Source organism: Colwellia hornerae (genome assembly GCF_007954355.1).
In the GTDB taxonomy this organism is placed as follows: Bacteria; Pseudomonadota; Gammaproteobacteria; order Enterobacterales; family Alteromonadaceae; genus Colwellia_A; species Colwellia_A hornerae.
In genome coordinates, this window is sequence record NZ_VOLR01000004.1 from 200,978 (window position 1) to 224,162 (window position 23,185).

The 23,185-nt window shown below is 36.5% G+C and carries 19 protein-coding genes; 6 read left to right on the top strand and 13 right to left on the bottom strand.

What is annotated here, in order from left to right; all coding sequences use genetic code 11:
• Positions 1–234 precede the first annotated feature (234 nt).
• Positions 235–1,461, top strand: coding sequence for an EAL and HDOD domain-containing protein (locus ESZ26_RS04235; protein WP_146798316.1), 1,227 nt, complete (start codon positions 235–237; stop codon positions 1,459–1,461).
• Positions 1,462–1,594: 133 nt separating this feature from the next.
• Here ESZ26_RS04235 and ESZ26_RS04240 read toward each other — a convergent pair whose 3' ends face one another.
• The 4 genes from ESZ26_RS04240 to ESZ26_RS04255 all read right to left on the bottom strand — a co-directional run bounded on the left by ESZ26_RS04240 (position 1,595) and on the right by ESZ26_RS04255 (position 4,864).
• On the bottom strand, positions 1,595–2,404 hold the full coding sequence (locus ESZ26_RS04240) for a DUF2884 family protein (RefSeq protein WP_146798318.1): 810 nt from the start codon (positions 2,402–2,404) through the stop codon (positions 1,595–1,597).
• A 175-nt stretch (positions 2,405–2,579) separates the two neighbouring features.
• Positions 2,580–3,707: a cell division protein ZapE gene (zapE, locus tag ESZ26_RS04245; protein WP_146798320.1), complete on the bottom strand. Its 1,128-nt coding sequence runs from the start codon at positions 3,705–3,707 to the stop codon at positions 2,580–2,582.
• Between the two features lie 119 nt (positions 3,708–3,826).
• Positions 3,827–4,033 carry a cold-shock protein gene (locus ESZ26_RS04250; RefSeq protein WP_070376065.1) on the bottom strand — a complete coding sequence of 69 codons (207 nt, stop codon included), beginning with the start codon at positions 4,031–4,033 and terminating at the stop codon, positions 3,827–3,829.
• Positions 4,034–4,315: 282 nt separating this feature from the next.
• Entirely contained in the window at positions 4,316–4,864 is a 549-nt protein-coding gene (locus ESZ26_RS04255; protein WP_146798322.1) for an RNA methyltransferase, read from the bottom strand.
• 413 nt (positions 4,865–5,277) lie between these two features.
• Here ESZ26_RS04255 and lepB point away from each other — a divergent pair, with 413 nt between their 5' ends.
• Positions 5,278–5,940 (top strand): signal peptidase I, encoded by a 663-nt coding sequence (gene lepB, locus ESZ26_RS04260; RefSeq protein ID WP_146798324.1) that lies wholly within the window; start codon positions 5,278–5,280, stop codon positions 5,938–5,940.
• A 689-nt stretch (positions 5,941–6,629) separates the two neighbouring features.
• Positions 6,630–7,400, top strand: a complete 771-nt coding sequence (locus ESZ26_RS04265) for a peptidylprolyl isomerase (RefSeq protein ID WP_146798326.1) — start codon at positions 6,630–6,632, stop codon at positions 7,398–7,400.
• 8 nt (positions 7,401–7,408) lie between these two features.
• On the opposite strand, the gene arfB is transcribed toward ESZ26_RS04265, so the two are convergent.
• Both arfB and hpf read right to left on the bottom strand, forming a co-directional pair.
• Positions 7,409–7,822, bottom strand: a complete 414-nt coding sequence (arfB, locus tag ESZ26_RS04270; RefSeq protein WP_070376061.1) for an alternative ribosome rescue aminoacyl-tRNA hydrolase ArfB — start codon at positions 7,820–7,822, stop codon at positions 7,409–7,411.
• A 123-nt stretch (positions 7,823–7,945) separates the two neighbouring features.
• On the bottom strand, positions 7,946–8,302 hold the full coding sequence (gene hpf, locus ESZ26_RS04275) for a ribosome hibernation-promoting factor, HPF/YfiA family (protein WP_146798328.1): 357 nt from the start codon (positions 8,300–8,302) through the stop codon (positions 7,946–7,948).
• Between the two features lie 312 nt (positions 8,303–8,614).
• Between hpf and ESZ26_RS04280 the strand changes: the two genes are divergently transcribed.
• On the top strand, positions 8,615–9,718 hold the full coding sequence (locus ESZ26_RS04280; protein WP_146798330.1) for a 1-acyl-sn-glycerol-3-phosphate acyltransferase: 1,104 nt from the start codon (positions 8,615–8,617) through the stop codon (positions 9,716–9,718).
• A 65-nt stretch (positions 9,719–9,783) separates the two neighbouring features.
• On the opposite strand, the gene ESZ26_RS04285 is transcribed toward ESZ26_RS04280, so the two are convergent.
• Positions 9,784–11,184 (bottom strand): hypothetical protein, encoded by a 1,401-nt coding sequence (locus ESZ26_RS04285; protein WP_146798332.1) that lies wholly within the window; start codon positions 11,182–11,184, stop codon positions 9,784–9,786.
• Between the two features lie 180 nt (positions 11,185–11,364).
• Complete coding sequence (locus ESZ26_RS04290) at positions 11,365–12,804, bottom strand: zinc-binding metallopeptidase family protein (RefSeq protein WP_211361199.1); 1,440 nt, start codon at positions 12,802–12,804, stop codon at positions 11,365–11,367.
• Positions 12,805–13,271: 467 nt separating this feature from the next.
• Here ESZ26_RS04290 and pepN point away from each other — a divergent pair, with 467 nt between their 5' ends.
• Entirely contained in the window at positions 13,272–15,971 is a 2,700-nt protein-coding gene (gene pepN / locus ESZ26_RS04295; protein WP_146798334.1) for an aminopeptidase N, read from the top strand.
• 68 nt (positions 15,972–16,039) lie between these two features.
• On the opposite strand, the gene kdsB is transcribed toward pepN, so the two are convergent.
• The 5 genes from kdsB to ESZ26_RS04320 form a co-directional block, all read right to left on the bottom strand.
• Positions 16,040–16,819 (bottom strand): 3-deoxy-manno-octulosonate cytidylyltransferase, encoded by a 780-nt coding sequence (gene kdsB, locus ESZ26_RS04300; protein WP_146798336.1) that lies wholly within the window; start codon positions 16,817–16,819, stop codon positions 16,040–16,042.
• 22 nt (positions 16,820–16,841) lie between these two features.
• Positions 16,842–17,021: a Trm112 family protein gene (locus tag ESZ26_RS04305; RefSeq protein ID WP_146798338.1), complete on the bottom strand. Its 180-nt coding sequence runs from the start codon at positions 17,019–17,021 to the stop codon at positions 16,842–16,844.
• 33 nt (positions 17,022–17,054) lie between these two features.
• A complete protein-coding gene (gene lpxK / locus ESZ26_RS04310; RefSeq protein WP_146798340.1) occupies positions 17,055–18,143 on the bottom strand; it encodes a tetraacyldisaccharide 4'-kinase in 1,089 nt (362 codons plus the stop codon).
• Positions 18,144–18,164: 21 nt separating this feature from the next.
• Positions 18,165–19,925, bottom strand: coding sequence for a lipid A export permease/ATP-binding protein MsbA (msbA, locus tag ESZ26_RS04315; protein ID WP_146798341.1), 1,761 nt, complete (start codon positions 19,923–19,925; stop codon positions 18,165–18,167).
• 92 nt (positions 19,926–20,017) lie between these two features.
• Positions 20,018–22,468, bottom strand: coding sequence for a DNA internalization-related competence protein ComEC/Rec2 (locus tag ESZ26_RS04320; RefSeq protein ID WP_146798342.1), 2,451 nt, complete (start codon positions 22,466–22,468; stop codon positions 20,018–20,020).
• A 62-nt stretch (positions 22,469–22,530) separates the two neighbouring features.
• On the opposite strand from ESZ26_RS04320, the gene ESZ26_RS04325 reads away from it, so the two are divergent.
• Entirely contained in the window at positions 22,531–23,043 is a 513-nt protein-coding gene (locus ESZ26_RS04325; protein ID WP_146798344.1) for a DUF2062 domain-containing protein, read from the top strand.
• Positions 23,044–23,185: the final 142 nt, after the last annotated feature.

A 23,185-nucleotide genomic window follows, 5' to 3' on the forward strand; every position in this document is an offset into this window, starting at 1 on the left:
ATATTTTTACTAAGTAAGAAAATTGTTAAAAAGTTATGTCACTGAGCAAAAAATAGAATAAGCTAGTATGACTAGATATTTTGCTATTACTATACTTTTATTTTTTTCAACTATATTTAAGGGTATTATCATCGTAATATTTTTATGCTCGTAACTAATATATAAAAATATTTGATGCTAATTTCTCCTTTTTCCAATATATTCAGTATAGTTACGAAGAGATCAGGAACTTTTATGTATTTTTATGCCGCAAGGCAACCCATCCTAGATAAAGACAAAAATCTTTTTGCCTATGAATTGCTATTTAGAGATAGTATTGACAACGTTTTTCCTGACATTGATGGTGATGAAGCCACCACAAAAATGATCGAAGCAAGTAAATTTAACTTAGGTATTGGTGAATTTACCGGTAACAAACCCGCCTTTATTAATTTTACCCTTGAAACGTTAAGTCTTGGTTACGCAAATATGCTAACCACGGATGAAGTCGTTGTTGAAATTCTAGAAACTGTTAAGCCGGGTAAAAAACTATTAGCTATTTGCAAAGATCTTTATGAGCAAGGGTACACATTAGCGCTTGATGACTACGAACATCAAAAAGTTTGGGTTCATTTTTTTCCTTATATCAAAATAATAAAAATAGATTGGAAAATATCTACTATTGAAGAAATTAAAGAAGTTAAACAAGCGATTGTTAACTTCCCTGATATCAAGTTACTCGCTGAAAAAGTTGAAACCTACGACGAATATAATCAAGCGTTAGAATTAGGTTTTGAATTATTCCAAGGTTTTTTCTTTGCCAAGCCTGAAATGATAAAAACGAAAAGTCTCTCTCCGTCGCAAATTGCTATGGCTGAGTTACTTTATGAAACATCAAAACCTGAATTAGATTTAATCAGTATTACCGCAGTATTTGAACGCGATGTAACGCTTTCGTATAAACTATTAAGATATGTGAACTCGGCAATTTTCCGTAGAAGTAATGAAATATCTTCAATAAAGCAAGCACTTGTGACCTTAGGCTCGCAAGAATTAAAGCGTTTTTTAGGTTTAATGTTTGCCATAAATGTAAACCCAGATAAACCTTCTGAGTTAATAAATTCCGCAATGGCTCGAGCAAAATTTTGTGAGCTTGTAGCCAAAGATATTAGTGCTCCGATAGACAGCTCTATTGCATTTTTGACTGGGCTATTATCATTAATTGATGCTATTTTAGATGAAAAACTTGAAACAGTTTTAGAAAAGTTACCACTTTCTCAAGAAATAAAGGATCCTTTACTCACTAAGAAAGGTGTATTGGCTGAATTGATACAATTACTAGAGTTTATTGAACATGCGCAATGGGATAAAACCACCATTGTCATGAAAAAATTAGGCATTGCAAAAGAAAAAGTGATTAAAGATTACAACCAAGCACTTTCTTGGGCTGACGAGCAATCGCAGATGACCAATGGCAAATAATTAAACAAGTTCAGAATTAAAAAAAAACGAGTAAACTCATAGTTTACTCGTTTTTTATCGTCAATGGTTAAAGGATAGCGTGAATAAATTCTATAATGAACTCTAGAGAAGTTCACTGATATTTAGTTAACCATTACATCAGATCTTTACGGTCTTTAGCTAAAACGGTAGTCGTTAGCATATTAAAGTCTTTCAACTCAGTTATTTCATCAGTTAACCTATCTTCAAGTGCATCGATATCGACAACAGATTGACAAAGTGCTTCACTACTTTTTTGAATTTGTTCGCCACGAGACTCCATTACGTTTTCCATTTTTTCACCGAAGTCTTCCATACGTGTTTCAAAAGCGTCCATATCACCACCAGAGAAAAGCATCTCTTGCCCCACAGCAATCATTAAACTACCAATCGAATTTTGCACGGTCTTTTCTACAGCACTTTCAATGCGTTGTTCAAAATCTTCATTGAAAAAGTTTTCTCCTGAAAAGCCATCCTCATCAAAATAAATGTCACTATCACTGGTAAAGCCCTGATCAACTTCTTTACGTATTTCTGAAAGCTGACTAGTGATTTCAGCACTCAGTGTATTGTCTTGGCCTAGTAACTCATTAAACGCTAAATTAACACCGTCACTAGCAATATCGATAGCATCTAATGCAATACGTTTTACTTGTGGAACAGCGGCCCGAATGCCAATCGAATAATCATTAACTAAAGACTGCTGACTCTGTGTTAAATCGACTTGAACACCATTAACATAAAGCCGCTCATTATTGACAATTTTATAGAGTGGCTGCTTACTTTTGGAAAATTCAATAGTGGTTGGCGTTATTTTAATACCACCAGATATATTCGCATTACATGAGTCATTTGTGAAAGATGCGGTGGAAGCAAACGCAGTGCTGCTTGCCAATATAAGTGCTGTTGCGATGAGTGTTTTCATATTATGCCCTTCTGTTATTAAATATTGTTATCGACTAAATAATGCCTAACTTAATAGAGTCATTACAAAACTAGTGCCAACAAATAAAGCATATATAATTCAATAGGATGTAAATAAACAGCAGGATTAAGTAAAGATTAAATACTATTTATTAGTGAAAAAGACAAGTTTTTAGTTAATATGATAGGCTTTGCATTTCAATAAGTCTGGATTGACAACGAGCAAACTCAAAACTTAATTGCTGCCCTTGATAAAGCTCAATGATATCAACCTCGGCATTAATAATAAGCCGTATATTTCTATCATAAAACTCATCAACCAAGGCAATAAAGCGCCGAGCTTCGTCATCTAAATGGCGCAGTTGACTTAACATTTTTCCCTCACGTTGATAGTCATCCTCTACGCCTGAGGTCACAGATGTTATGCGCTCTCCCTCAAATTGTGGTACTTGATCAAGCAATACCACTGTAAAATAATCAGCTAGACTTATGTAATCTCGCTGACTTCTTGGACCTGAGCACAGAGCATAAAAATCAAAAAGTATAATAGTGTCTGTTTTCGCTTGGTAAGGTATTTTACGGTGGTTGACAGTTATATTACCTGCAGTGCCTTTAATACCCGTTATTTGAAAAAATCTATTTTCGAGTATATTTACATTTTTATGGAACGGAAAAGTATAATCCCGATATGCCATTGCAGCTTTATAATGATCTAAACGATGATCAAAATCACCATCAACAGATAATACTTGGCAATAACCATTTATTAAATCGATCGTCGGCAAAAATCGTTCACGCTGTAATCCGTTGCGATAGAGTTGTTCTGGCTGACAGTTAGAAGTAGCAATTAGAATAATACCTTGCTGGAAAAGCGCCTGGAAGACCCCAGAAAGTAACATAGCGTCAGCAATATCGGCAACAAAAAACTCATCGAAGCATAGTACTTTGAACTTTTTCGCCCAACGCTTAGCGATAAACGTTAATGGATCACTTTGGCCAGAACATAAATTTAATTGTTGATGCACTTCTTCCATAAAACGATGAAAATGAATACGTTTTTTAGCGGTAATAGCTAAATTTTGAAAGAAAAGATCCATAAGCATAGTTTTGCCACGCCCGACTCTGCCATAGAAATAAAGTCCGTGAATAGCAGACGATTTGTTAAGTCGTTTCGCAAGCCAAGATTTACGCTCGTGCTGATAAATATTTTTAGAAAGCTCATCAAGTTTAGCAACCGCATTAACTTGTGCATAATCATATTTAAAATTATTTGAAGTAGATAAAGCTTGGTAAGCTGAAAGCATAACTTAAGTTTTGAACGTATTTACTAAATTTTTCCCACAAAAAAAGGGTGAGACATAAGTCTTACCCTTTTTAGCAATTTATTTGTATGAGGTAACCTAAGTTAGCTCAAGATACAAAATTAAAGAGCTTGAATGTTCTCAGCTTGAGGACCTTTCTGACCTTGAGTAACAGTAAACTGTACTTTTTGGCCTTCAGCTAGAGTTTTGAAACCGTCGCCAGAGATTGCAGAGAAATGTGCGAAAACGTCAGGACCAGATTCTTGCTCGATGAAACCAAAACCTTTAGACTCGTTGAACCATTTTACTGTACCAGTAGTTGTAGACATAATAGTATCCTATTTGTTTAATATAATTAATCTTAATTTTGTTTTAGCCATTAAATAAATTTAATTCACTAAAACGATGATGCTGAGAGTGTTGCTATGACTTATTAAACAGGACGAGCTACTAACATAACTTCGAAACTTGGTACATAAATATAGGTAGTACTTTCTAGCTGCGTGCATTGTATATCGTTCATAGAAAGAGTCAAGTTTTTTATCGACTTTATTAATGATTTTGTTTATTTTATGAACAAACAGTAAAGTTAACCCCGTTGACAAGGCATTTTACTGTTTAACTTTTACCGTATTATTTGTATCCCTACTTTTTCGGATAAGCTCATCGTCTCCAACTGCTGTTGCCGACTTTGCTAAGCGGTCATAAAGCAAAACATTTACCGTTGCCGCCAAATTCATACAGCCATTCGTTGGGATATATACCACTGCATCCGCTTTATCGATAACAGCTTGGCTAATAGTCCCATCTTCAGGGCCAAACACATACATGGCATTTTTAGGATGAACAAAGGCAGGTAGTGGCACCGCTCCTTCAATTAAATCAACACATATTAGTTTGCTACCTTCAGGTAAACTTTCCACCAAAGATTCCACACCAATTAAAGGTATTTTTTTACTGGCACTTTGCGTGTCGGTGTGAAATTTAGCGGCTCTTGCATACCTAACACCACTATAAAGTACGCTGTCAACTTGATAACATCCTGCCGCGCGCATTACCGCACCAACATTACTCGGACTTTTAGGATCGGTTAAACCTAAGGTTATCTCAGCTGAGTCAGCGTTTTTTTGTTTTAACGGTACTTTTATCTTTTTGGTCATTAATATAATCGTTTTTGGTTAGTTACTTTACAAACACACGTAAATTTTGCAAGAATTCTCCTTAGCTTTAATGCAAACTTCAAGTAAATATTAATATTTTATTTGTAGTGGAATTATATTTTAATTTTATCTATTTATCCCTTACCTACTAATACCATAGAAATCCAAACCTATATTGATATAAAGCACTGATAAATTTAAGACTAGCAAGGATAGAGAACATCACTTAAATTTAAAATAATCATAAAAGCCTATTAATAACAGGTCATTAATTAGTTTTTTATTTTTAAACAATAAAATTGTCATAACCCGTTACATTTCATAAGCAACAAATAAAAAGAATCATGGTCATAATAGCGAAAGTATTATTGGCAAAAGTCTGATTTGTCATCAATGTATATAGAGGAAATATAATGAAAGATAATTTAGCAAAACTATGGAAAGAAAATAAGTCATTATTTATCTTTATCGGTTTAATGTTAGTATTTCGCAGTGCTGTTGCTGACTGGAGTGACGTACCTACAGGCTCAATGAAACCGACAATTGTCGAAGGCGATAGAATTTTCATTAATAAAATGGCTTATGATATTCGTTTACCCTTTACTCATATTTCCCTGGTTACACTTGCCGAGCCACAAACCAATGACATCATTATTTTTGATTCTGCTGTCTCAGACAAGCGTTTAGTCAAACGTGTTATTGGTGTACCAGGTGATACCATTATCATGAAAAATAATAAATTAATTATAAATGGCCAAGTGATCAGCTATCAAGAAACATTAGAAAACAACGTCTCATCAAACGATTACCATGACATTACTGAGACGATCAATGGCCAGCCACATTTCATTAGAACCGGTAAATTGGCTTCACAGTTAGCCAACTTCCATAAAGTATTAGTACCGGCTGGACAGTATCTAGTTTTGGGTGACAACCGTGATAATAGTGCGGACTCGCGGGTAATTGGCTTAGTACCAAGAAATGAAATTGTTGGCAGGTCAAGTCAAGTGGCTTTTTCTCTGGATTATAATAATAACTTCTTGCCACGCAGTAATCGTTTTTTTCATTCACTTTAAATGTAAAATCACGGCTAATACGTTTTGATCAGCTTTGAAATCACATCCGCTAAATTCAGGCTGTGATTTTTATTTTAATAATCGATAATAAACGGTTTAATATATAAAGCTAAATTTGTATTCCGTGAATAAATAAAGGTATTTTATTCGTCATTTTTAAAGCTCTCCTCAACGCTATTTTTGCTTCAGTTTTTGTTGAGAAAACCACACTTAATTAAGAATTTTTTTTACAAAACAGGCAATGATAGACGAAGTAATAACACTGTCAGTAAACCTGTCGCTCCGCCACAATTTATTTTACAAAGAGCGACGGGTAAAGTCACCTTTAGCTAGTCTTATTGAAGACGCGAGTTTTATCAGTAAGTGACTTTTTTATATGCTTATAAAAAAGTCAATAAAAAGCAGTATAAAACCGCTTGCCAACCACTTAACAGTCAGCACGCTCTAGCCAATATGTTACCAACGTTTATTGAATAAAGTTTAGTTGGGTGGCCGTTAAATTTAATAACGATCTTGGCAAAAGACATTCATCTCTGGCCGTTACGCATCCAAAGATTAAAGCAAAATAGCACTACAGCGGTAAATTCAAATTTACAGACAATAAAAGCCCTTGTTGTTTTAAGCTAATGCTTTTAATATCGCTAACATTGTTTTCGAATATTATTATCCCTGATAAATTTAAGGTTACTATGTATAAAGCTTCCCCTAAGACGCTCGCACTGCTGAGTGCATGTTCTATTGCGACACTGCTATCAGTATCAAGCAATGCGACAATTGTTGAATTTGAAACTTCTCAAGGGAATTTCAAAGTTAACTTACACGATAAAACCACACCGAAAACAGTAGAAAATTTTTTAAAATATATTAACGACGGCGACTACAACAATACCGTGATTCATCGTTTAGTGCCTAATTTTATCGTGCAAGCGGGAGGTTTAAGATTTGATGGTGACTTTCCATTAACTCCAATTAGTGTCGATAGTACCGTCAATAATGAGCCCTTGTATTCAAATGTTAGAGCGACTATCGCGATGGCAAAAGTAGGAAACAGTCCTAATAGTGCAACCAGTCAGTGGTTTATTAATTATAAAGATAATAGTGCTATCTTAGACATACAAAATGGTGGTTTTACGGTGTTTGGTGAAGTCATTGAAGGTATGGATAATCTTGATCAAATAGCCTTACTACCGCTTTGCCAAGATATCCCCATGCCGGAATACACTAGCGAGCAATGCGCCAATAGCAATTTTGTACCCGCAGTTGAGAACTTTGTAACCATTAATAATGTCACTATTTTTAATAGTTCTACAACAACGGCTGAAAGCCTATCTCCAGTAAAAAACACTCTGATTAATAAAGAAAGCAGTTCGGGTGATAGTAGCGGTGGCGGTAGCTTATCCTACCTTGCACTATTGGTATTATCGTTAGTAGGCTTACGACGTAAAACAAAAATTTCTTAAAAGATCGACTAATCAGTGACCTTGCCGCGGAGTGCTTTTACATTGCCGCGGTGAGATTTACCGGCTAAGCGTCTTTTTTTCGAGTTTTTTGAGGGTTTAGTTTCTCTGCGAACTTTTTGAATAACCATTGCTGATTTTATCACTTCGACAACACGCTCAAGCGCAGATTCACGATTTTTCTCTTGTGTCCTATATTGTTGTGCCTTAAGCACTAAGATCCCCTCTTTAGTGATACGTTTATCTTTTAATGCTAATAAACGTTCTTTATAAAAATCAGGTAAAGACGATGCCTTAATGTCAAAGCGTAAATGAATCGCTGACGAAACTTTATTAACATTTTGCCCGCCCGCTCCTTGCGCACGAATAGCCGTTAATTCAAGTTCATTTTGATCTAACCAGACATTATTTGAAAGGGCTAACATATTTCACTTCTACAACATTATTTGTCCACAAGTTAAGTATACCATTGATAATGGTAATAATACGCTAGAGACTAAAACGGGAGCAATAGCTCCCGTAAACATTTAAATATAACTGCTTTTAAATTAGTTCAAATTCATTTCTTGAACTTTTTCATGGGCAATTTCAGGTGTAACTGAAACAGGCTTACTGTGTAAATTTGCTTTTAATTGGCCTTTTCTATGTTTAAGTGCAGCATCAAGTTTTTTGGCTACACTAGCAATTGCGGGAAACATAACATCGTCTTGTGCTGATACGGCTATTCGACCACCTTCATAATTTGTCGTTATTTCTGCACCATATTTTCCATGCTCTTTTGAAAGAATAATGTCTAATGAAATCAGCGTTGGAAAATGGTTAGAAATTTTTAAGAATTTTTCGTCGATATGTTCTTTTACACCATCTGTAACATCTACATGGTGACCTGAAAGATTTATTTTCATAGGTATTCCTTTTATTTAGACTCTATTTAAGACTTGAGGGTAAAGTCGAAAAACGCAAGGTCTTAGCATGAAAAAAATATAAATTAATTCATAAAAGAGCTTACATAATTAACTGTAGCAAAATTTATACATTTTATTTGGATTTTGCTTAATTTTTTATATTATTTTTATTCCTTATCCCTAAGCTAATGAAATTATATTATTTAAAAGAGTAAAGCATAAACAATAGAAGCATTTTCATTTAAAAAACGGTTATAATATCTGCCAGTTTTTAAGTTAATAAATCGCTGTTAAGCAGTAAAGAGACCTTAAATGTTTGATGATATTCGCCCTTATCGTGATGATGAGGTTGCAACTGTGATCCGAAAACTGATTAATGACCGAGGGCTACTTTCTTCTATTGCTAGTTTTAAAATGCCTAGACTGTACAAACTTCTGCCGGTTATTTGTCGCTCAGTAGTAAAGTGGACGTTAAAGTTACGTGTAAGTAAGTTTCATAACATCGAAGACATCCAACGTGAAGTCGCAAAATATTTGCACCACTTAGTAAAAAATAGTACTGATGGTTTTACTTTTCATGGCTTAGAAAAAATTGACACCAGTAAGCCTATGCTTTTTATCAGTAATCATAGAGATATAGTGCTTGATGTTGCGTTAATTAATTGGGCGTTGTACAACAGTGGTATTAATACCGTTGAGGCGGCAGTAGGCGACAACTTACTGCACCAACCTTGGGTTGCTGACTTAATGCGTATTAATAAAAGCTTTATCGTTAAACGCAGTGAAGAAAGTAAACGTGCCATGTTAAATGCGTCAAAGCAATTATCTGCCTATATTCATCATACGGTTTATGAGCGCCAACAAAACATCTGGATAGCACAGCGTGAAGGTCGTGCTAAAGATGGGATAGACAAGACCAATTCGGCTTTAATTTCAATGTTATTACTGAACAAAGACAAGCAAACGCTCCTTGCTGACTATTTAAATGAAATTAATATTGTGCCTGTTTCTATTTCGTATGAATTTGATCCCTGTGACCGAGACAAAGCGATTGAACTCGCTGAACGAGAAGCAACAGGTAGTTATAAAAAGAAAGAAAATGAAGATTTAAATAGTATTACTCAAGGGTTAATGGGTAAAAAAGGTCGTGTTCATGTTGAATTTTGCCATGCTATTAAAGGTGAATTTACCGACAGTAAAGCGGTAGCAAAAGCTATTGACCAAGAGATTATCAGTAACTATAAATTATATGACAGCAACTTAACGGCTTATGCGCAACTGCACCAGCAAGATGATATTAAGCAAAGCGTAATGAATCAGTTGAATAGTCGGATGTCTGATTTAACTGAACAGCAACAGCATTGGTTATTAACCATGTATGCTAATCCTGTTAGAGCGAAACAAGCATTAGATTAATGCCTGATGAATCTTTTCAATAAAAAACGGCGCTATATAGCGCCGTTTTTGATAGTAAAATGACCTTATTTCTTAATCGAAATATGATAGTTTTTTACATTATCAGTAAAAGAACCATTACTTTCATTTTGGTAATATACTAAGTAATTTGCGTATTTATCAGTATATTCACTTTGCACCAAATCTGTATTGGTACCTAATACTATCGTGTCATCATTAATAATACCTTCATAACCAGATAAAGCCGAAGCCACCGGTAATTGTCCGGTGATCTTCCCATAACTTGTCCATTTAGCTGGCATAGGGGTGTTTTTTTCAGGGTGATAAGCTTGGTAATTAACGGTAATTATAGCCAGAGGGTAATTAGCAACATTACTGTAATCATAACTCCAGTCGGACTTTATTTCTGAGAAATAAATATCATCAACATCTGGTTTTTTAGTCGTGGCGGCTACTGCAAAACTAGTGTTAAAAGCTGAAGAAATAACTTGATGCTGACTCGATATTTTTATTTTACCAAAAGCAGAATCTGTTTCAGAAAAAATCACCTCTGCATTTGATTGATAAACCGTTTCTGAAACATAGAGATGACTATTAAATAAATCAACTGCGTTATCTTCTTCAAGTACTGTCATCGCAAAATGCGTCTGCCCCAAGAATAATTGCTGTGTAGTGAAAGGCTGATGATTTTTATTTAAGCCAATTTGTTCAATAGCAGTGAAAGCGGAGAGTTGCCATACCACTTGATTATCACTATTAATGACTGTTTGGTTAAAATCATCAATAAAGCCTGCAGCACCCTGTACATTGCTATTATTTCCAGTACCGACAAGGGAGAAAGAATGTAATGGCCAAGTTCCATCAATTATTCGGCAAACTTCCACATTAATAAAGTCAGTTCGTTCTGAATTGATAACTGCTGTGCTGGCAAATGTCGCTGAGCTGGTTACTTGGGTAATATCAGCAACAGGTGTATGCGACACTTCAACATTTTGAGTGATACATTCACAATTAGTATCTACAACTTTACTGATGTGTTCAGCCTGATAAGTAGCGGGGGTTGTCGCTTTTACCTGATGAAAGCTAACAAAATCTAAACCTTCCACCTTTCCTACTTGCTGAGTTTTAGCAACAAGTGTGTAATTTATTAATTCATTTTCTGATGAAAAACTAAAAAGTCCATTAGCGTTAGGCTGTAACTTTGTGACGACACTCCAATCATTATTTTGAATAAACAGCTCAACATCGACAAATGGTAATTTTTCGCCACATTTATTTGTCAGTGTAGACGTTAATGAAAAAGCGTAACTTTTTGGAACTGTTGGGGTGGTGTTATCGCTGCTGCCTCCACCGCCTCCACATGCTTGTATGCCAACAACGATTGGCAGTACTAAAAGTGTATTTTTATAATTGTTTAAAAATGAGCTTATTGAGCAGTTTTGTAGCTGAAGTAATTTTAATAACATATGAAGAATTCTTTCTAAGTTTAGCGATCCATTAAAGTAATTATAAAGTAATCACCGCTAAAACTTAAAGCACTAATATCATCAAGTGTTGTATTTGGAACAAAAAGTTATGCTTTAGCTTCATATAAAGAAAAAAGATCAGCCAATGCTGATCTTTTTATCTAAAATTAAAAGTTAACTTTATTTTTGCTGATAAAAAGCTGACATTGCTTTATACAACGAATATAAGTCAACCTTTGAACCTACCGCATAAGGAGAATGAATTGATAAAATGGGTACACCAAAATCAATAACTTCCATATTGTCATTCGACAAATCACTACCAATAGTCCCGCCAGACGCTTTACCTTTATAAGTAGAGGTTTGCCATTTGATTTTATTGTTATCTAAGTAATTACGCGTCCATGCCATGTATTCTGAGTTAGCATTAAAACCACCACCATAAAGTTTCAAGTTAATACCATTACCTAAGCGTGGCGCATTGCCTAATTCCCAAACACCAGCCCAGTTAGGGTTGACACCTGGGTTGACATCCGCTGAAATAACTTTGGTATTACGTAAAACTTTACGTAACTGGTAATCGTTATAATCGTCACCCATTTGGTTGTATAACAGGCCACTTAACATATCAACAAGATAAGTTGAGCTTGCCCCGGTATTATTAATATTGCCCACTTCTTCGTTATCGACTAAAAAGGCAACCGAGGTATACTCAGGAATTTTCTGTTCAAATATTGCAGTAACAGCGGCAATCGAGCTCGCTTTATCATCTTGGCCATAAGCGGCGATCATACTGCGATCAAAGCCAACGTCACGAGGTTTAGTTGCCGGTACTAAAGCTAATTCAGCAGACACCAAATCATCAACTGAAATGTCATACTCTGTTTTTAAGAAATCCGTGATCAATTCTTTTATTGATTTATCTAAATCAGGTTTAGCGGCGATAATAACATCAAGTTCTTCCTTCTTGATCACGTCACGACTTTTCCGATCTCTGTTTGGATGGTCAACATGTGGCGCTAAATCAGGCACCATAAAAATAGGATCGTTATCATCAAATCCAACAGAGATATTAACCACCGTACCATCTTTTTTATCAACACGACCAACCAAGGCTAAAGGAATATTAACCCATTGATAGGTTTTAATTCCGCCATGAACATAAGTTTGCAGCATGGCAAACTTCTCTTTTTCATAAAGTGGTCGTCCTTTAAGTTCTAAGCGAGGTGAATCAATGTGAGCGCCAACAATACGAGTACCTTGCTCAAGGCCTTTTTTACCCATAACAATTAATGAAATAGTACGGTCACGATTGACATCATAAAAACGAGCACCTGGCTTTAGGTTGCTTTTTTCAGACAAACGCTTAAAACCTTGTTTCTCGGCGCGCTTAATAGTTTCAGTAACAAAGGTCAGTTCTGTTGGTGTTTTATAGATGAAGGTTTTGTAATCTGTTGCGTACTTTTCAACGGCAACTAACTCACTTTCAGACAAGTTTAACCAGGTTGAAGGCGATGCTTTTTTTACCGGATCATTTTCAGTTTTATCAGCATAACTTTGACCAGAAAGGGCCATAGTACTTATTATTGCGATGCTTGTTAGGGTTCTTTTTATATTCATTATTATTTCTTTTTATTAATGGCTGCGGCTCATGATAAAGAGAAGTAACGTCCCCTGACAAGGTTTATTCGATTGAACAGATAGAAAACAAGATGAACGTCGGCATTTTAATCACCTGGTTAGCGTAAATACTCATCAAGTTGGTTCACCTTGTTATGCGCCACACATTTCTCACTTAAAACCGCAAATAAAATTAACAATTAACTAACAAAAAAAGGCACTTAACAGACATGAACAAACGCCAAGTAAATAAAGGCATTACAATGTTTTTAATTAATAAAACAGATAAAAGCATGCTGATAAAAAGCAAGCGTTGTTAAAAACAAGTTAATATTCGATCAACTCCATTATTTACGCGATGACTGAAGTAAATTTACCCCGCTTATGTGATATAAATGCTTGGATATTTTCAATAAAAAGTGTTTCCACTAGGAAATCTTAAAAACAATAAAGTAGGTTCTAGGTAAATGACATTAAATAAATCTCAAATAGCTAAGGCACTGTCCATTGCTATTATTGGCTCAAGTATTGCTCTGATGGGCTGTGAAAAAGCAGACACAGCAAGTAACTCAGCAGTCGCTAAAGCCGTACAACAAACAAGTTTATTGCGCACTCAAAGTGAATCACTTGAAGCAGTTTATGCTGAGATGCGTGCAAAACAAGTTAGCAACGTTAGCTACAAGTTAAGTGTGACGATTGATAATAAAAGCGAAAGTTTTTCTGGCTCTACCGAGTTACTCTTTGACTTAGTAGAAAACAATAAAAATGATTTAACCATAGATTTTGATGAAGGTACCATAAAGTCATTAAAAGTTAATGGCAAAGCCGTTAAGTTTAGCTATGAGAAATGGTTTATTACTATTCCTGCTAGCGAATTAACCGCTGGTAAGCAAAGTATTACTATTGATTACCAACGTCCTTACTCTACTGACGGCTCTGGTTTCCATCGTTTTGTTGACCCTAAAAACGGTGAAGTTTACTTATACACCGACTTTGAACCTTATGACGCGAACCGCTTATTCCCTCATTTTGATCAACCTGATTTAAAAGCCAGCTACGAAATAAAAGTGACCGCTCCCGCACATTGGCAAATAATTAGCGCAACCCGCGAAACAACTATTAGTGAAAGCGGTGATAACAAAGTATGGTCATTCCCTGCTTCAGCAAAATTTTCTTCTTATGTTTTCTCTCTTCATGCCGGTAATTACGCGGTATGGGAAGATGATTTTGAAGGCATGAAGTTACGTTTGTTTGCTCGTCAAAGTTTAGCCGAATACGTTAAGACTGATGAATGGTTTATTCCAACTAAACAAAGTTTTGCTTTTTTCAATAACTACTTTGATGTGAAATACCCTTTTGGCAAATATGACCAAATTGTCGCACCTGACTTTAATGCCGGTGCCATGGAAAACGTTGCTGCGGTTACCTTCAATGAAGGCTATATAGCACGTGGAGAAAAATCAACCAGTGCTCGTATGAGTCTTGCTAATGTTATTGCTCATGAAATGGCACACATGTGGTTTGGTGATTTAGTTACTATGCGCTGGTGGAACGGCTTATGGTTAAATGAAAGTTTTGCTACTTATATGGCTAACTTAGCTATTGCAGAAGCCAGTGACTTTGAAAACAACTGGGATGTATTCTACTCTGGTACTAAACAATGGGCTTACCGCACTGATGATTCAGTGAACACTCATGCAATAGAACTACCGGTTGCTTCTACGGGGGTTGCTTTATCAAATTTTGACGGTATTACTTACGGTAAAGGTGCATCAGTATTAAAACAGTTGCCTTATTATTTAGGTGAAGAAAATTTCCGCATCGGCGTAAGCAATTACTTGAAAAAGTTTTCTTACCAAAATACTGATCTTGAAGATTTTATTGGTGAATTGGGCAAAGCTGCTGGTAAAGATATGAGCCAGTGGACACAAGACTGGTTATATAATGCAGGCTTAAACACCATCAAAGTTAATTACCAATGTAGTGACGGTAAAATTAGCGCGTTTGCAATAAACCAAACAGCACCAGAAGGTTACCCAACATTACGTGAACAACGTGTGCAAATTGGTTTATACAATGTTAGTGCTGATGGCAATGCGATGAACTTAACCTCTGCAACACCTATCATGTATAAAGGTGCAACCACTGAGATTAAAGCAGTAATTGGTCAAACATGCCCTGATTTGGTGTATCCAAACGAAGCCGATTGGGGTTACGTAAAAGTAGACCTTGATGAAAAGTCATTGGCTTCAGCACAAAAGCATATCAATGCGATTGATAATGCCACTATGCGCTTAATGTTATGGCAAAGCTTGTCTGACAGTGTCAATGATGCAAATTTAGCTGCTGATCAGTTGGTAAATTTTGCTATGGCTAATCTTGAAGGTGAAAGCGATTATAACGTATCACGTAAAATTGCCAGCACTTTAACCTCGGCTTTAGGCTTCCTAACTGTTGCAACACGCTTAGAGCAAAAAGATTATACGGCACTTTATATGGACGTTGAAAACTTATACTTACGTTTATTAGAAAATGCTGAAGCGGGTTCAGACTTCCAAAAACTTTGGTATGGCCGTTATGTCGGTGTAACGAAAACAACTAAGCATTTAAACCGCTTACAAAACATTTTGAACGGTGAAAAAAGTTTTGATGGCATTACCATAGATCAAGACAAGCGCTGGACATTAATTGCTAAAATGAACCGTTACCAACATGGTAATTACCAAGCATTATTGAGCGCTGAAGCAAAAAAAGACATTACCGATTCAGGTGTTAAAAGTGCTATTTATGCCGAAGTTCTTCGACCTGAGGCAGACGTTAAAGAAAAGTGGTTTAACATCGTTATTAATAACCCTGACAAGCTAAAACTTTCTACACTGCGTTATATTATGTGGGGTTTATTTCCTGGTGAGCAACAAGCTTTAGAAGCGCCTTATAAAGCTAAAATTCTTGCACACATCCCTAAATTAAATGAAGGAAGTGATTTAGGTTTATTAGAGTCTTTTGCCGGTAGCATGTTGCCTACACAATGTAATGCAACCAGTGAAGCAGAATTAGCACAACTGATTAAAGACTACAGTGCTATGAAGCCGCAAGTGTTAAAGACAGTTAAAGCTAGCCATCAACAAATTGGTCGCTGTGTTAAAGCGCTAAAACTATTGAAATAATATTTTGTTAGCGTAATAAAAAGGCCTCATGTAAAAACATAAGGCCTTTTTTATTTTATAAAAAATACTTAAAGCGTAAGAGCATAAGCCCGAGCTTTTTCTAAGTCTTCTGGTGTATCAACACCTTCAACCGCTAAACGAGTTTCAGCGACCGCAACATGAATTTTTTCACCTTGCCATAACACCCGTAGTTGCTCTAAAGATTCAATTTGCTCTAATTGACTGGCCGGCCATTGCACATAGTCTTTAATGAACCCAGCGCGATAGGCGTAGATACCAATATGGCGTAAATAAAAATCACCAATAGCGGCGACACTTTCCTCATTAAGAAAGCGATCTCGGTCATAAGGGATGGTCGAACGGCTAAAGTACATCGCATAACCGTGCTTATCTGTTAACACTTTAACGGCGTTAGGATTAAAAGCTTCTTCTACGTCATGAATATGCACAGCAAGTGTCGCCATTCTAGCTTGTTGCTGATTTGTTCTTTGCTGGTCGGCTAAATTCCGGGCAACTTGAGCGATATTTTCAGCTGGAATAAAAGGCTCATCGCCCTGAACATTAACAATAACCTGATCATCATCAAAGTTATAAATGTTCATCACTTCAGCTAAACGTTCAGTACCCGATTGATGGTCGGCACGAGTTTTACAAACCTCACCGCCAAATGCTAATACCGCTTCTTCAACCTGCTTATTATCAGTGGCCACAATCACCTGGCTAGCACCACTTTGCTGGGCTTTTTCAACAACCCATTGGATCATCGGCTTACCATTAATATCGGCTAACACTTTTCCCGGTAAACGAGACGACTCAAACCGAGCGGGTATAACAACAATAAAAGACATTTAATTCTCCAAATATATTTAATTAGTCATTTTCGGTAATATGGCGCGCTTCACTTTCTAACAAGACCGGAATGCCTTTTTCAATAGCATAAGCAAGGCGGTCGAATTTACAGATTAATTCTTGTTGCTCTTTATTGTAATCAAGTTTGCCCTTGCAAGCAGGACAAGCCAATATTTCCATTAATTTTACGTCAAATGCCATGTTCATTCTCTTATTTATCAGTTTATTTATTATTTAGCTTAGCGTGAATCTAGCCTTAATACGGCTCAGTTTATCTGCTTTTACTTTGTCAAATAGCGCGTCTAAAAATGGCGTTATTTGTTTATTTTCCATATGGGCATCAACCGGTAAATACCACCAATTATTTTTAGCAAAAGATGTACATTTAACCGCGTCTTTTTCTGTCATCAAAAGCGGAATTTCGTCAGAAAAACTGACAAATTGTGCTGCATTATAATGCTGATGATCCTTAAAGCCGACCGATGCTTCGAGGCTAAAGCCAATATCGACTAAGGTTTTAAAAAAACGACTCGGATCACCAATACCGGCAATAGCATTGATACGCTTAGTCTCATTGTCTTTATCATTAAACTGCTGATAAAAATCAGTTAATAATAGCTGCTGTTTGGTTTTAACATTGACCACCGTTTTTGCCATCAAGGTCATTGTTATTTGAGGTATACCTAGCGGATAGACTTTATTATCGGTTGGCACTGCGCCATTAAAGATAAGCGCATCGACTGTTTTTAAACGCCATAAACCTTCACGTAAGGGCCCTGCAGGTAATAACAACCCATTACCAAACACACGTTTACCGTCAATAACAATAAGCTCAAAATCTCGTTCTAAGCGATAGTGTTGTAAACCATCGTCAGCAATAATAACATCGCAGCCTTGCTGCATTAACAACCTGGCACTCGCCACACGATCGCCACCAACCACCACAGGAATGCCATGGCGTTGATAAATTAATAAAGGCTCATCGCCTGTTTCAGCTGCGCTACTGGTTGCATTGAGTAAGTAAGGATAGTGCGGTGCTTGTCCGCCATAACCTCGACTAATAACCCCAACTTTCATGCCTTGTGCTAAGCATTGCTCAATTAAGTATAAAACCACTGGTGTTTTACCGTTACCGCCAATACCAATATTACCCACTACCACCACAGGGATATCGATACCAAAGGATTTAAAAAAATACAGATGATAGCATTTTCGTCGCAACGCAGATAATAACCAAAAAAGAAGCGTTAACGGCAACAATAAAGGCACGAGCAGCCATTTTGCTGGATGTTGAAAAAACCAAACCTTTTCAATTAAGCGCATAGCAAGATCTCAACCGTCATTTTATTCGCTAAATTGAAAGTTGTGTAATTTTGCATAAGCACCTTCTTTTGCTAATAACGTGTGATGGTCGCCCTGCTCAAGAATTTTCCCTTGTTCCATAACAATAATTTTATCGGCATTTTCAATGGTAGACAAACGATGAGCAATAACAATACAGGTACGATCTTTTTGTAAAACTTGCAAAGCATCTTGAATATGACGTTCTGACTCCGTATCTAATGCACTGGTCGCTTCATCAAGAATTAAAAAAGGTGCATCACACAACAATGCTCGAGCGATAGCAACACGTTGACGTTGCCCACCAGAGAGTAAAGCGCCATTATCTCCAATATTTGTATCAATTCCGTCAGCCATATTCTCTGCAAATTCAATAACATGGGCACTTTTAGCCGCAGCTATAATTTCGTCACGACTGGCGTTGGGTTTACCATAGGCAATATTATTAGCGATAGAGTCATTAAATAACACCACTTGCTGAGACACATAAGCAAACTGAGCACGTAAGTCTTTCAATTTGTATGAGGTAATGTCTTTACCGTCAATAAGTACTTTACCCGAAGTGGCATCATAGAAGCGAAGCAAAATTGCACTGGCGGTTGATTTGCCACTCCCCGAGCGACCAACTAAAGCCACTGTTTCGCCAGCATTCGCAGTAAAGCTTAACTGAGTAAGCGCTAATTTTTCGTCATTAGTATAAGAAAAATCTACCTGTTCAAAGGCAAGTGTTCCTTTGGCTTTCTCAAGTGATTGTTGACCGGTGTCTTTTTCATTTTCTTGGTCAAGCACAGCAAAAATACTGACACAAGCCGCCATACCGTTTTGAAAGTCACTGTTAACCGTTGTTAATAACTTTAAAGGTCTAAGTAGCATGGTCATACAAGTAATCACCGTTATGAAAATCCCTGGCGTTAAGCTTGCTTTCATACTTTCTAAATTGGCAACGTAAAGTACAAACGCTAATGCAAAAGAAGCGATAATTTGTATTAAGGGTACGCTAAAAGATTTAGTGGCTACCATTTTCATACGTTGTTGGCGGTTATGTTTATTTATCTGACCAAAACGTTCGAATTCACGTTTTTGTCCGCCAAAGGTTAACACAACCTTATGAGCGTTAAAGGTTTGCTCAGCAGCAGAAGTTACTTCGCCCATCGCATTTTGAATTTTTTTACTGACTTGGCGAAAACGTTTCGAAACCACAGTAACAATAATAGCGATAATAGGAGTTATAAGAAGGAATATTGCCGATAACTGCCAACTGTTGTAAAACATAACCGCGAGAAAGCCAATCACCATAGCGCCTTGTTGCACTAAGGTAAGTAACGCTTTACTCGTCGCGTTAAGGACTTGTTCGGTATCGAAGGTGAGTTTAGAGATTAACGTTCCGGTCGACGTTTTATCATGAAAAGTCACCGGCAGCGCCATAATATGCTCGAATAAATTTTGCCTTAAATCGGTAACAACATTATTACCCACCCAAGCTAAACAATAATTACCAAAAAAATGGCAGATACCGCGGATAATAAAACAAACAATAACAAAAAGTGGTGCCCACTTCATAAAGTTAGGATTAGCATCTGTTAGTCCATCATCAATTAATGGCTGTAACTGCGAGAAAAATAAAGTGTCGATACCGGCATAACCGAGCATACCTAATATAGCGATGACAAACCCTGCTTTATAGGGTTTAGCATAGCTCATTAAACGTTTAAAATTTTGCCAAGTTGTGGCTTGCACTGCTACTTTGTTTTTACTTGCTAACATTCAGTCTCTCTGTGACTTCGCGATTAATTATTCATACCCAAGCCATTTTAGCGTTATTTCTTAGTTGCAACCAACTAATAATATTTACAACGTTAATTAGCAAACCAATAAGGCTTAATATGCAGACGATAAGATTCAATTTCAAGTGCTTGCTCGCTGATGTTTATGCGGATCATTCCATGCTCAGCAGTTGCATATGGCGTTACATTAAGCTGATGATAACGTTTAAGTACTGCTTTATTAGGCATCTTCCATCGATTCATAAAACCGGCGCTAAAGATAACCGCCTCGGGTGAAACCGCTTTAATAAAACCCGTACTTGATGAGGTTTTTGAGCCATGGTGTGGCGCAACAATAACATCAGCTTTTAACTTGTCAGCGATTTCAACATTTGCGACCAGTAACTTTTCAACTTTACGAGGAATATCGCCCGTTAATAGCACCTTATATTTACCATCAGAAATATGGATCACACACGAATTATCATTTTCTTTATCTTCAATAACCACTGGCCACAACACAGAAAAAGTCAGACCTTGCCAAATAAAATTATCGCCTTGTTTACAACTCTGCATGTTAACAAAACTATACCTGCCAAAATCTTCTACCGGTTGATTATATTTAATTTGCTTAACGATAATTTTATTTAGCGCTATTTTTTCATCAATAAAAGCCAAGCCACCAGCATGATCGTTATCGGCATGACTTAACAATAAATAGTCAAGAGTGGTCACCCCTCGATACTGTAAATAAGGAAAAATCACGCTTTCTGCCAAGTTAAAGCCACTAGGGTAACTCGCCCCTGTATCGTATAAAATCGCTTGTCCATTTCGTTCAATAACAACCGCTAACCCTTGTCCCACATCAAGAACATTTACTTGCCAATCATCATTTTTTTGCTGGTTATTAACAGACATCAAGCTGAATAAAAAAGTAAGTAATAGCGCAGCAGCCAGTACTTTTTTGGGTAATGCTAAAAAATAACTGATGAAGCATAAACCGCTGATCATCAAAATAATCATTAATGTCTGATGGCTAACGTCGATAAAAAGCCATTGTTGGCTCGACAAATAACTTAGCCACTGCCAAATCAACTTTAATGACATTAGCGATAACTCAAGAAAAAATATTGCTAGCGTTTCACTAAAAGGCATAACAACTACAGCCAATAAACATAGCGGAATAGCGGTAAAACTCATCCAAGGCACGGCAATAATATTAGCAAGTAATGCCGAAAGAGGTAGTTGATAATTCAACAAAGCCGCAACGGGTAACATAAATAATGTTAAGCCTAGCTGTATAATTATTAAGGAGTGGAGCCAGGCTTTTATTTTATCCGCTTGACCATCACCCGATGATGAGAGTAGTTTTCGACATCGCCAAATAATCAATAAGATCAGTGATACCGCATAAACGCTTAGCCAAAAACTAACGCTAAACAGACTAAAGGGTGATATCAATATAATGCAAACGATACTGAGTAATAACCAGCGTGTTATCGTTAACTTAACACCCAATAACTTAGCGCCAATAAATATTTGCATCATAATCAATGCGCGCAGTGTTGGTAAAGAAAAGCCAGCGAGATAAGCATAAAATAGCGCAACCAAGCTACTAAAAGCGAAAGTAACGATACGGCTGTTCTTTTTTACCAGCCATAACTTGCCTTTTTCAGTTAACAGTAAATAAAAGGGACTATAGCGAAAACACATCAACATCAATCCAAAAGCACCACTGGCAATTAGGCCTAAGTGTAAGCCAGAAATTGCCATTAAATGCTGTGTTCCTGTTGCTTGTAAAACTTGCCATTGCTCAGGGGTAATTTTGCCTCGCTCGCCAAAGGTAAGGGCAAAAATAAAATGGTGCAGCTCATTCGTTAAAGTTATTGAGTCTATTAATTCATTGAGTTGTAAATACAATCGTTGGCGATAACTAGGCTGTGCTGATATTAATTTATTTTTTACTGAATGTTTTACATAGCCGGTAGCATGGAGTTCCTTTTGCCTTAACCATGTTTGATAGCTAAAACCGCCAATATTTGCAAAACCATGGGCAGGCTTCACTCGGACATTAAGTTGCCATTTCTGGCCTTGGTTAATCTTGGTAGCCTTTTTTAAGCTATCTAGTTTAATAGACTTATGATCCCAACGGAGACGAATATTTATCTTTGATTGGAGTTTTTGTTGATTGACTTCTTCAACAACAAAATTAAAACGTGATACTTTTTTGGTCGTTTCATCCTTTTTTATTATACGCGTTAATGACTTTGGGATATTGGTAACTATACCTTTTACCGTTACGGTTTTACCGAAAAAATTATCTGCGACAAGGTTATTAACTTGCCAGATATTTTGATAAGCAAAGCCAGCACTGAGTAACCAAGCACAGCCAAAAAAGAGTCCACTATAACCCCGTAACCTTTTGATGAGACAAAAAATGACAGCAAAACAAAAACAAATAGAAACTTGCGAAAAGTCTGGTACTATCGGTAAGAATAGTGACAGAATAGCACCAATAAAAAATGTAAATAGCCACCGTTCCATAGTGATTAATTTCCGTATCTGTCTAATCGATAAATAAAGCCTAGATAATATAAGTAAAGTATATGCCTAAAAAACTCTTCAAGCGTTATATGCCGGATCACAACACCATAAAAAATAATAAACATTTAAAAATTTTTGGTGCGTCATTGCATAACCCCAACTTATGGCATTTAAACCGTAATTCTGTCGCAAAAGCTTTTGCCGTCGGTTTATTTTTTGCCTTTATCCCGGTCCCCTTTCAAATGGTTTTAGCTGCTGGTGTTGCTATTATAGTACATTCAAATTTGCCACTATCGGTTGCGCTGGTTTGGATCACAAATCCGTTAACGATACCGGCAATTTTTTATGGCTGTTATATGGTTGGTATCTGGTTATTAGGTCGTCCAGAAAAAGAATTTGTATTTGAAGCGAACTGGCAATGGCTAGTTGATAGCTTGTCAACTATTGGACCAGCATTTTTACTTGGTTGTGGAGTACTGGCGACATTATTCTCAATAATAGGTTATTTCACCATACATGGACTATGGCGATATTCAGTGATAAAAGAATGGAAAAAACGCAAGAATAGAAAATAAAAACCGACAATATCTTAATGCCGTTCACTTAAGGTGAACGGCATTTTTACTTTTAACAGGATATCTATTCTTTGAGCACTTCAGCATTCTCGGATATTGCCGCTCTCGCCTACTGGGTAAAACGAATTGCTTGGCTGACTTT

What these genes read in the sequence shown, in the direction of transcription:
- ESZ26_RS04235 (WP_146798316.1), top strand. Translation starts at nt 235, where the DNA reads ATGTATTTTTATGCCGCAAGGCAACCCATCCTAGATAAAGACAAAAAT.
- ESZ26_RS04240 (WP_146798318.1), bottom strand. Translation starts at nt 2,404, where the DNA reads ATGAAAACACTCATCGCAACAGCACTTATATTGGCAAGCAGCACTGCG.
- zapE (WP_146798320.1), bottom strand. Translation starts at nt 3,707, where the DNA reads ATGCTTTCAGCTTACCAAGCTTTATCTACTTCAAATAATTTTAAATAT.
- ESZ26_RS04250 (WP_070376065.1), bottom strand. Translation starts at nt 4,033, where the DNA reads ATGTCTACAACTACTGGTACAGTAAAATGGTTCAACGAGTCTAAAGGT.
- ESZ26_RS04255 (WP_146798322.1), bottom strand. Translation starts at nt 4,864, where the DNA reads ATGACCAAAAAGATAAAAGTACCGTTAAAACAAAAAAACGCTGACTCA.
- lepB (WP_146798324.1), top strand. Translation starts at nt 5,278, where the DNA reads ATGAAAGATAATTTAGCAAAACTATGGAAAGAAAATAAGTCATTATTT.
- ESZ26_RS04265 (WP_146798326.1), top strand. Translation starts at nt 6,630, where the DNA reads ATGTATAAAGCTTCCCCTAAGACGCTCGCACTGCTGAGTGCATGTTCT.
- arfB (WP_070376061.1), bottom strand. Translation starts at nt 7,822, where the DNA reads ATGTTAGCCCTTTCAAATAATGTCTGGTTAGATCAAAATGAACTTGAA.
- hpf (WP_146798328.1), bottom strand. Translation starts at nt 8,302, where the DNA reads ATGAAAATAAATCTTTCAGGTCACCATGTAGATGTTACAGATGGTGTA.
- ESZ26_RS04280 (WP_146798330.1), top strand. Translation starts at nt 8,615, where the DNA reads ATGTTTGATGATATTCGCCCTTATCGTGATGATGAGGTTGCAACTGTG.
- ESZ26_RS04285 (WP_146798332.1), bottom strand. Translation starts at nt 11,184, where the DNA reads ATGTTATTAAAATTACTTCAGCTACAAAACTGCTCAATAAGCTCATTT.
- ESZ26_RS04290 (WP_211361199.1), bottom strand. Translation starts at nt 12,804, where the DNA reads ATGAATATAAAAAGAACCCTAACAAGCATCGCAATAATAAGTACTATG.
- pepN (WP_146798334.1), top strand. Translation starts at nt 13,272, where the DNA reads ATGACATTAAATAAATCTCAAATAGCTAAGGCACTGTCCATTGCTATT.
- kdsB (WP_146798336.1), bottom strand. Translation starts at nt 16,819, where the DNA reads ATGTCTTTTATTGTTGTTATACCCGCTCGGTTTGAGTCGTCTCGTTTA.
- ESZ26_RS04305 (WP_146798338.1), bottom strand. Translation starts at nt 17,021, where the DNA reads ATGGCATTTGACGTAAAATTAATGGAAATATTGGCTTGTCCTGCTTGC.
- lpxK (WP_146798340.1), bottom strand. Translation starts at nt 18,143, where the DNA reads ATGCGCTTAATTGAAAAGGTTTGGTTTTTTCAACATCCAGCAAAATGG.
- msbA (WP_146798341.1), bottom strand. Translation starts at nt 19,925, where the DNA reads ATGTTAGCAAGTAAAAACAAAGTAGCAGTGCAAGCCACAACTTGGCAA.
- ESZ26_RS04320 (WP_146798342.1), bottom strand. Translation starts at nt 22,468, where the DNA reads ATGGAACGGTGGCTATTTACATTTTTTATTGGTGCTATTCTGTCACTA.
- ESZ26_RS04325 (WP_146798344.1), top strand. Translation starts at nt 22,531, where the DNA reads ATGCCTAAAAAACTCTTCAAGCGTTATATGCCGGATCACAACACCATA.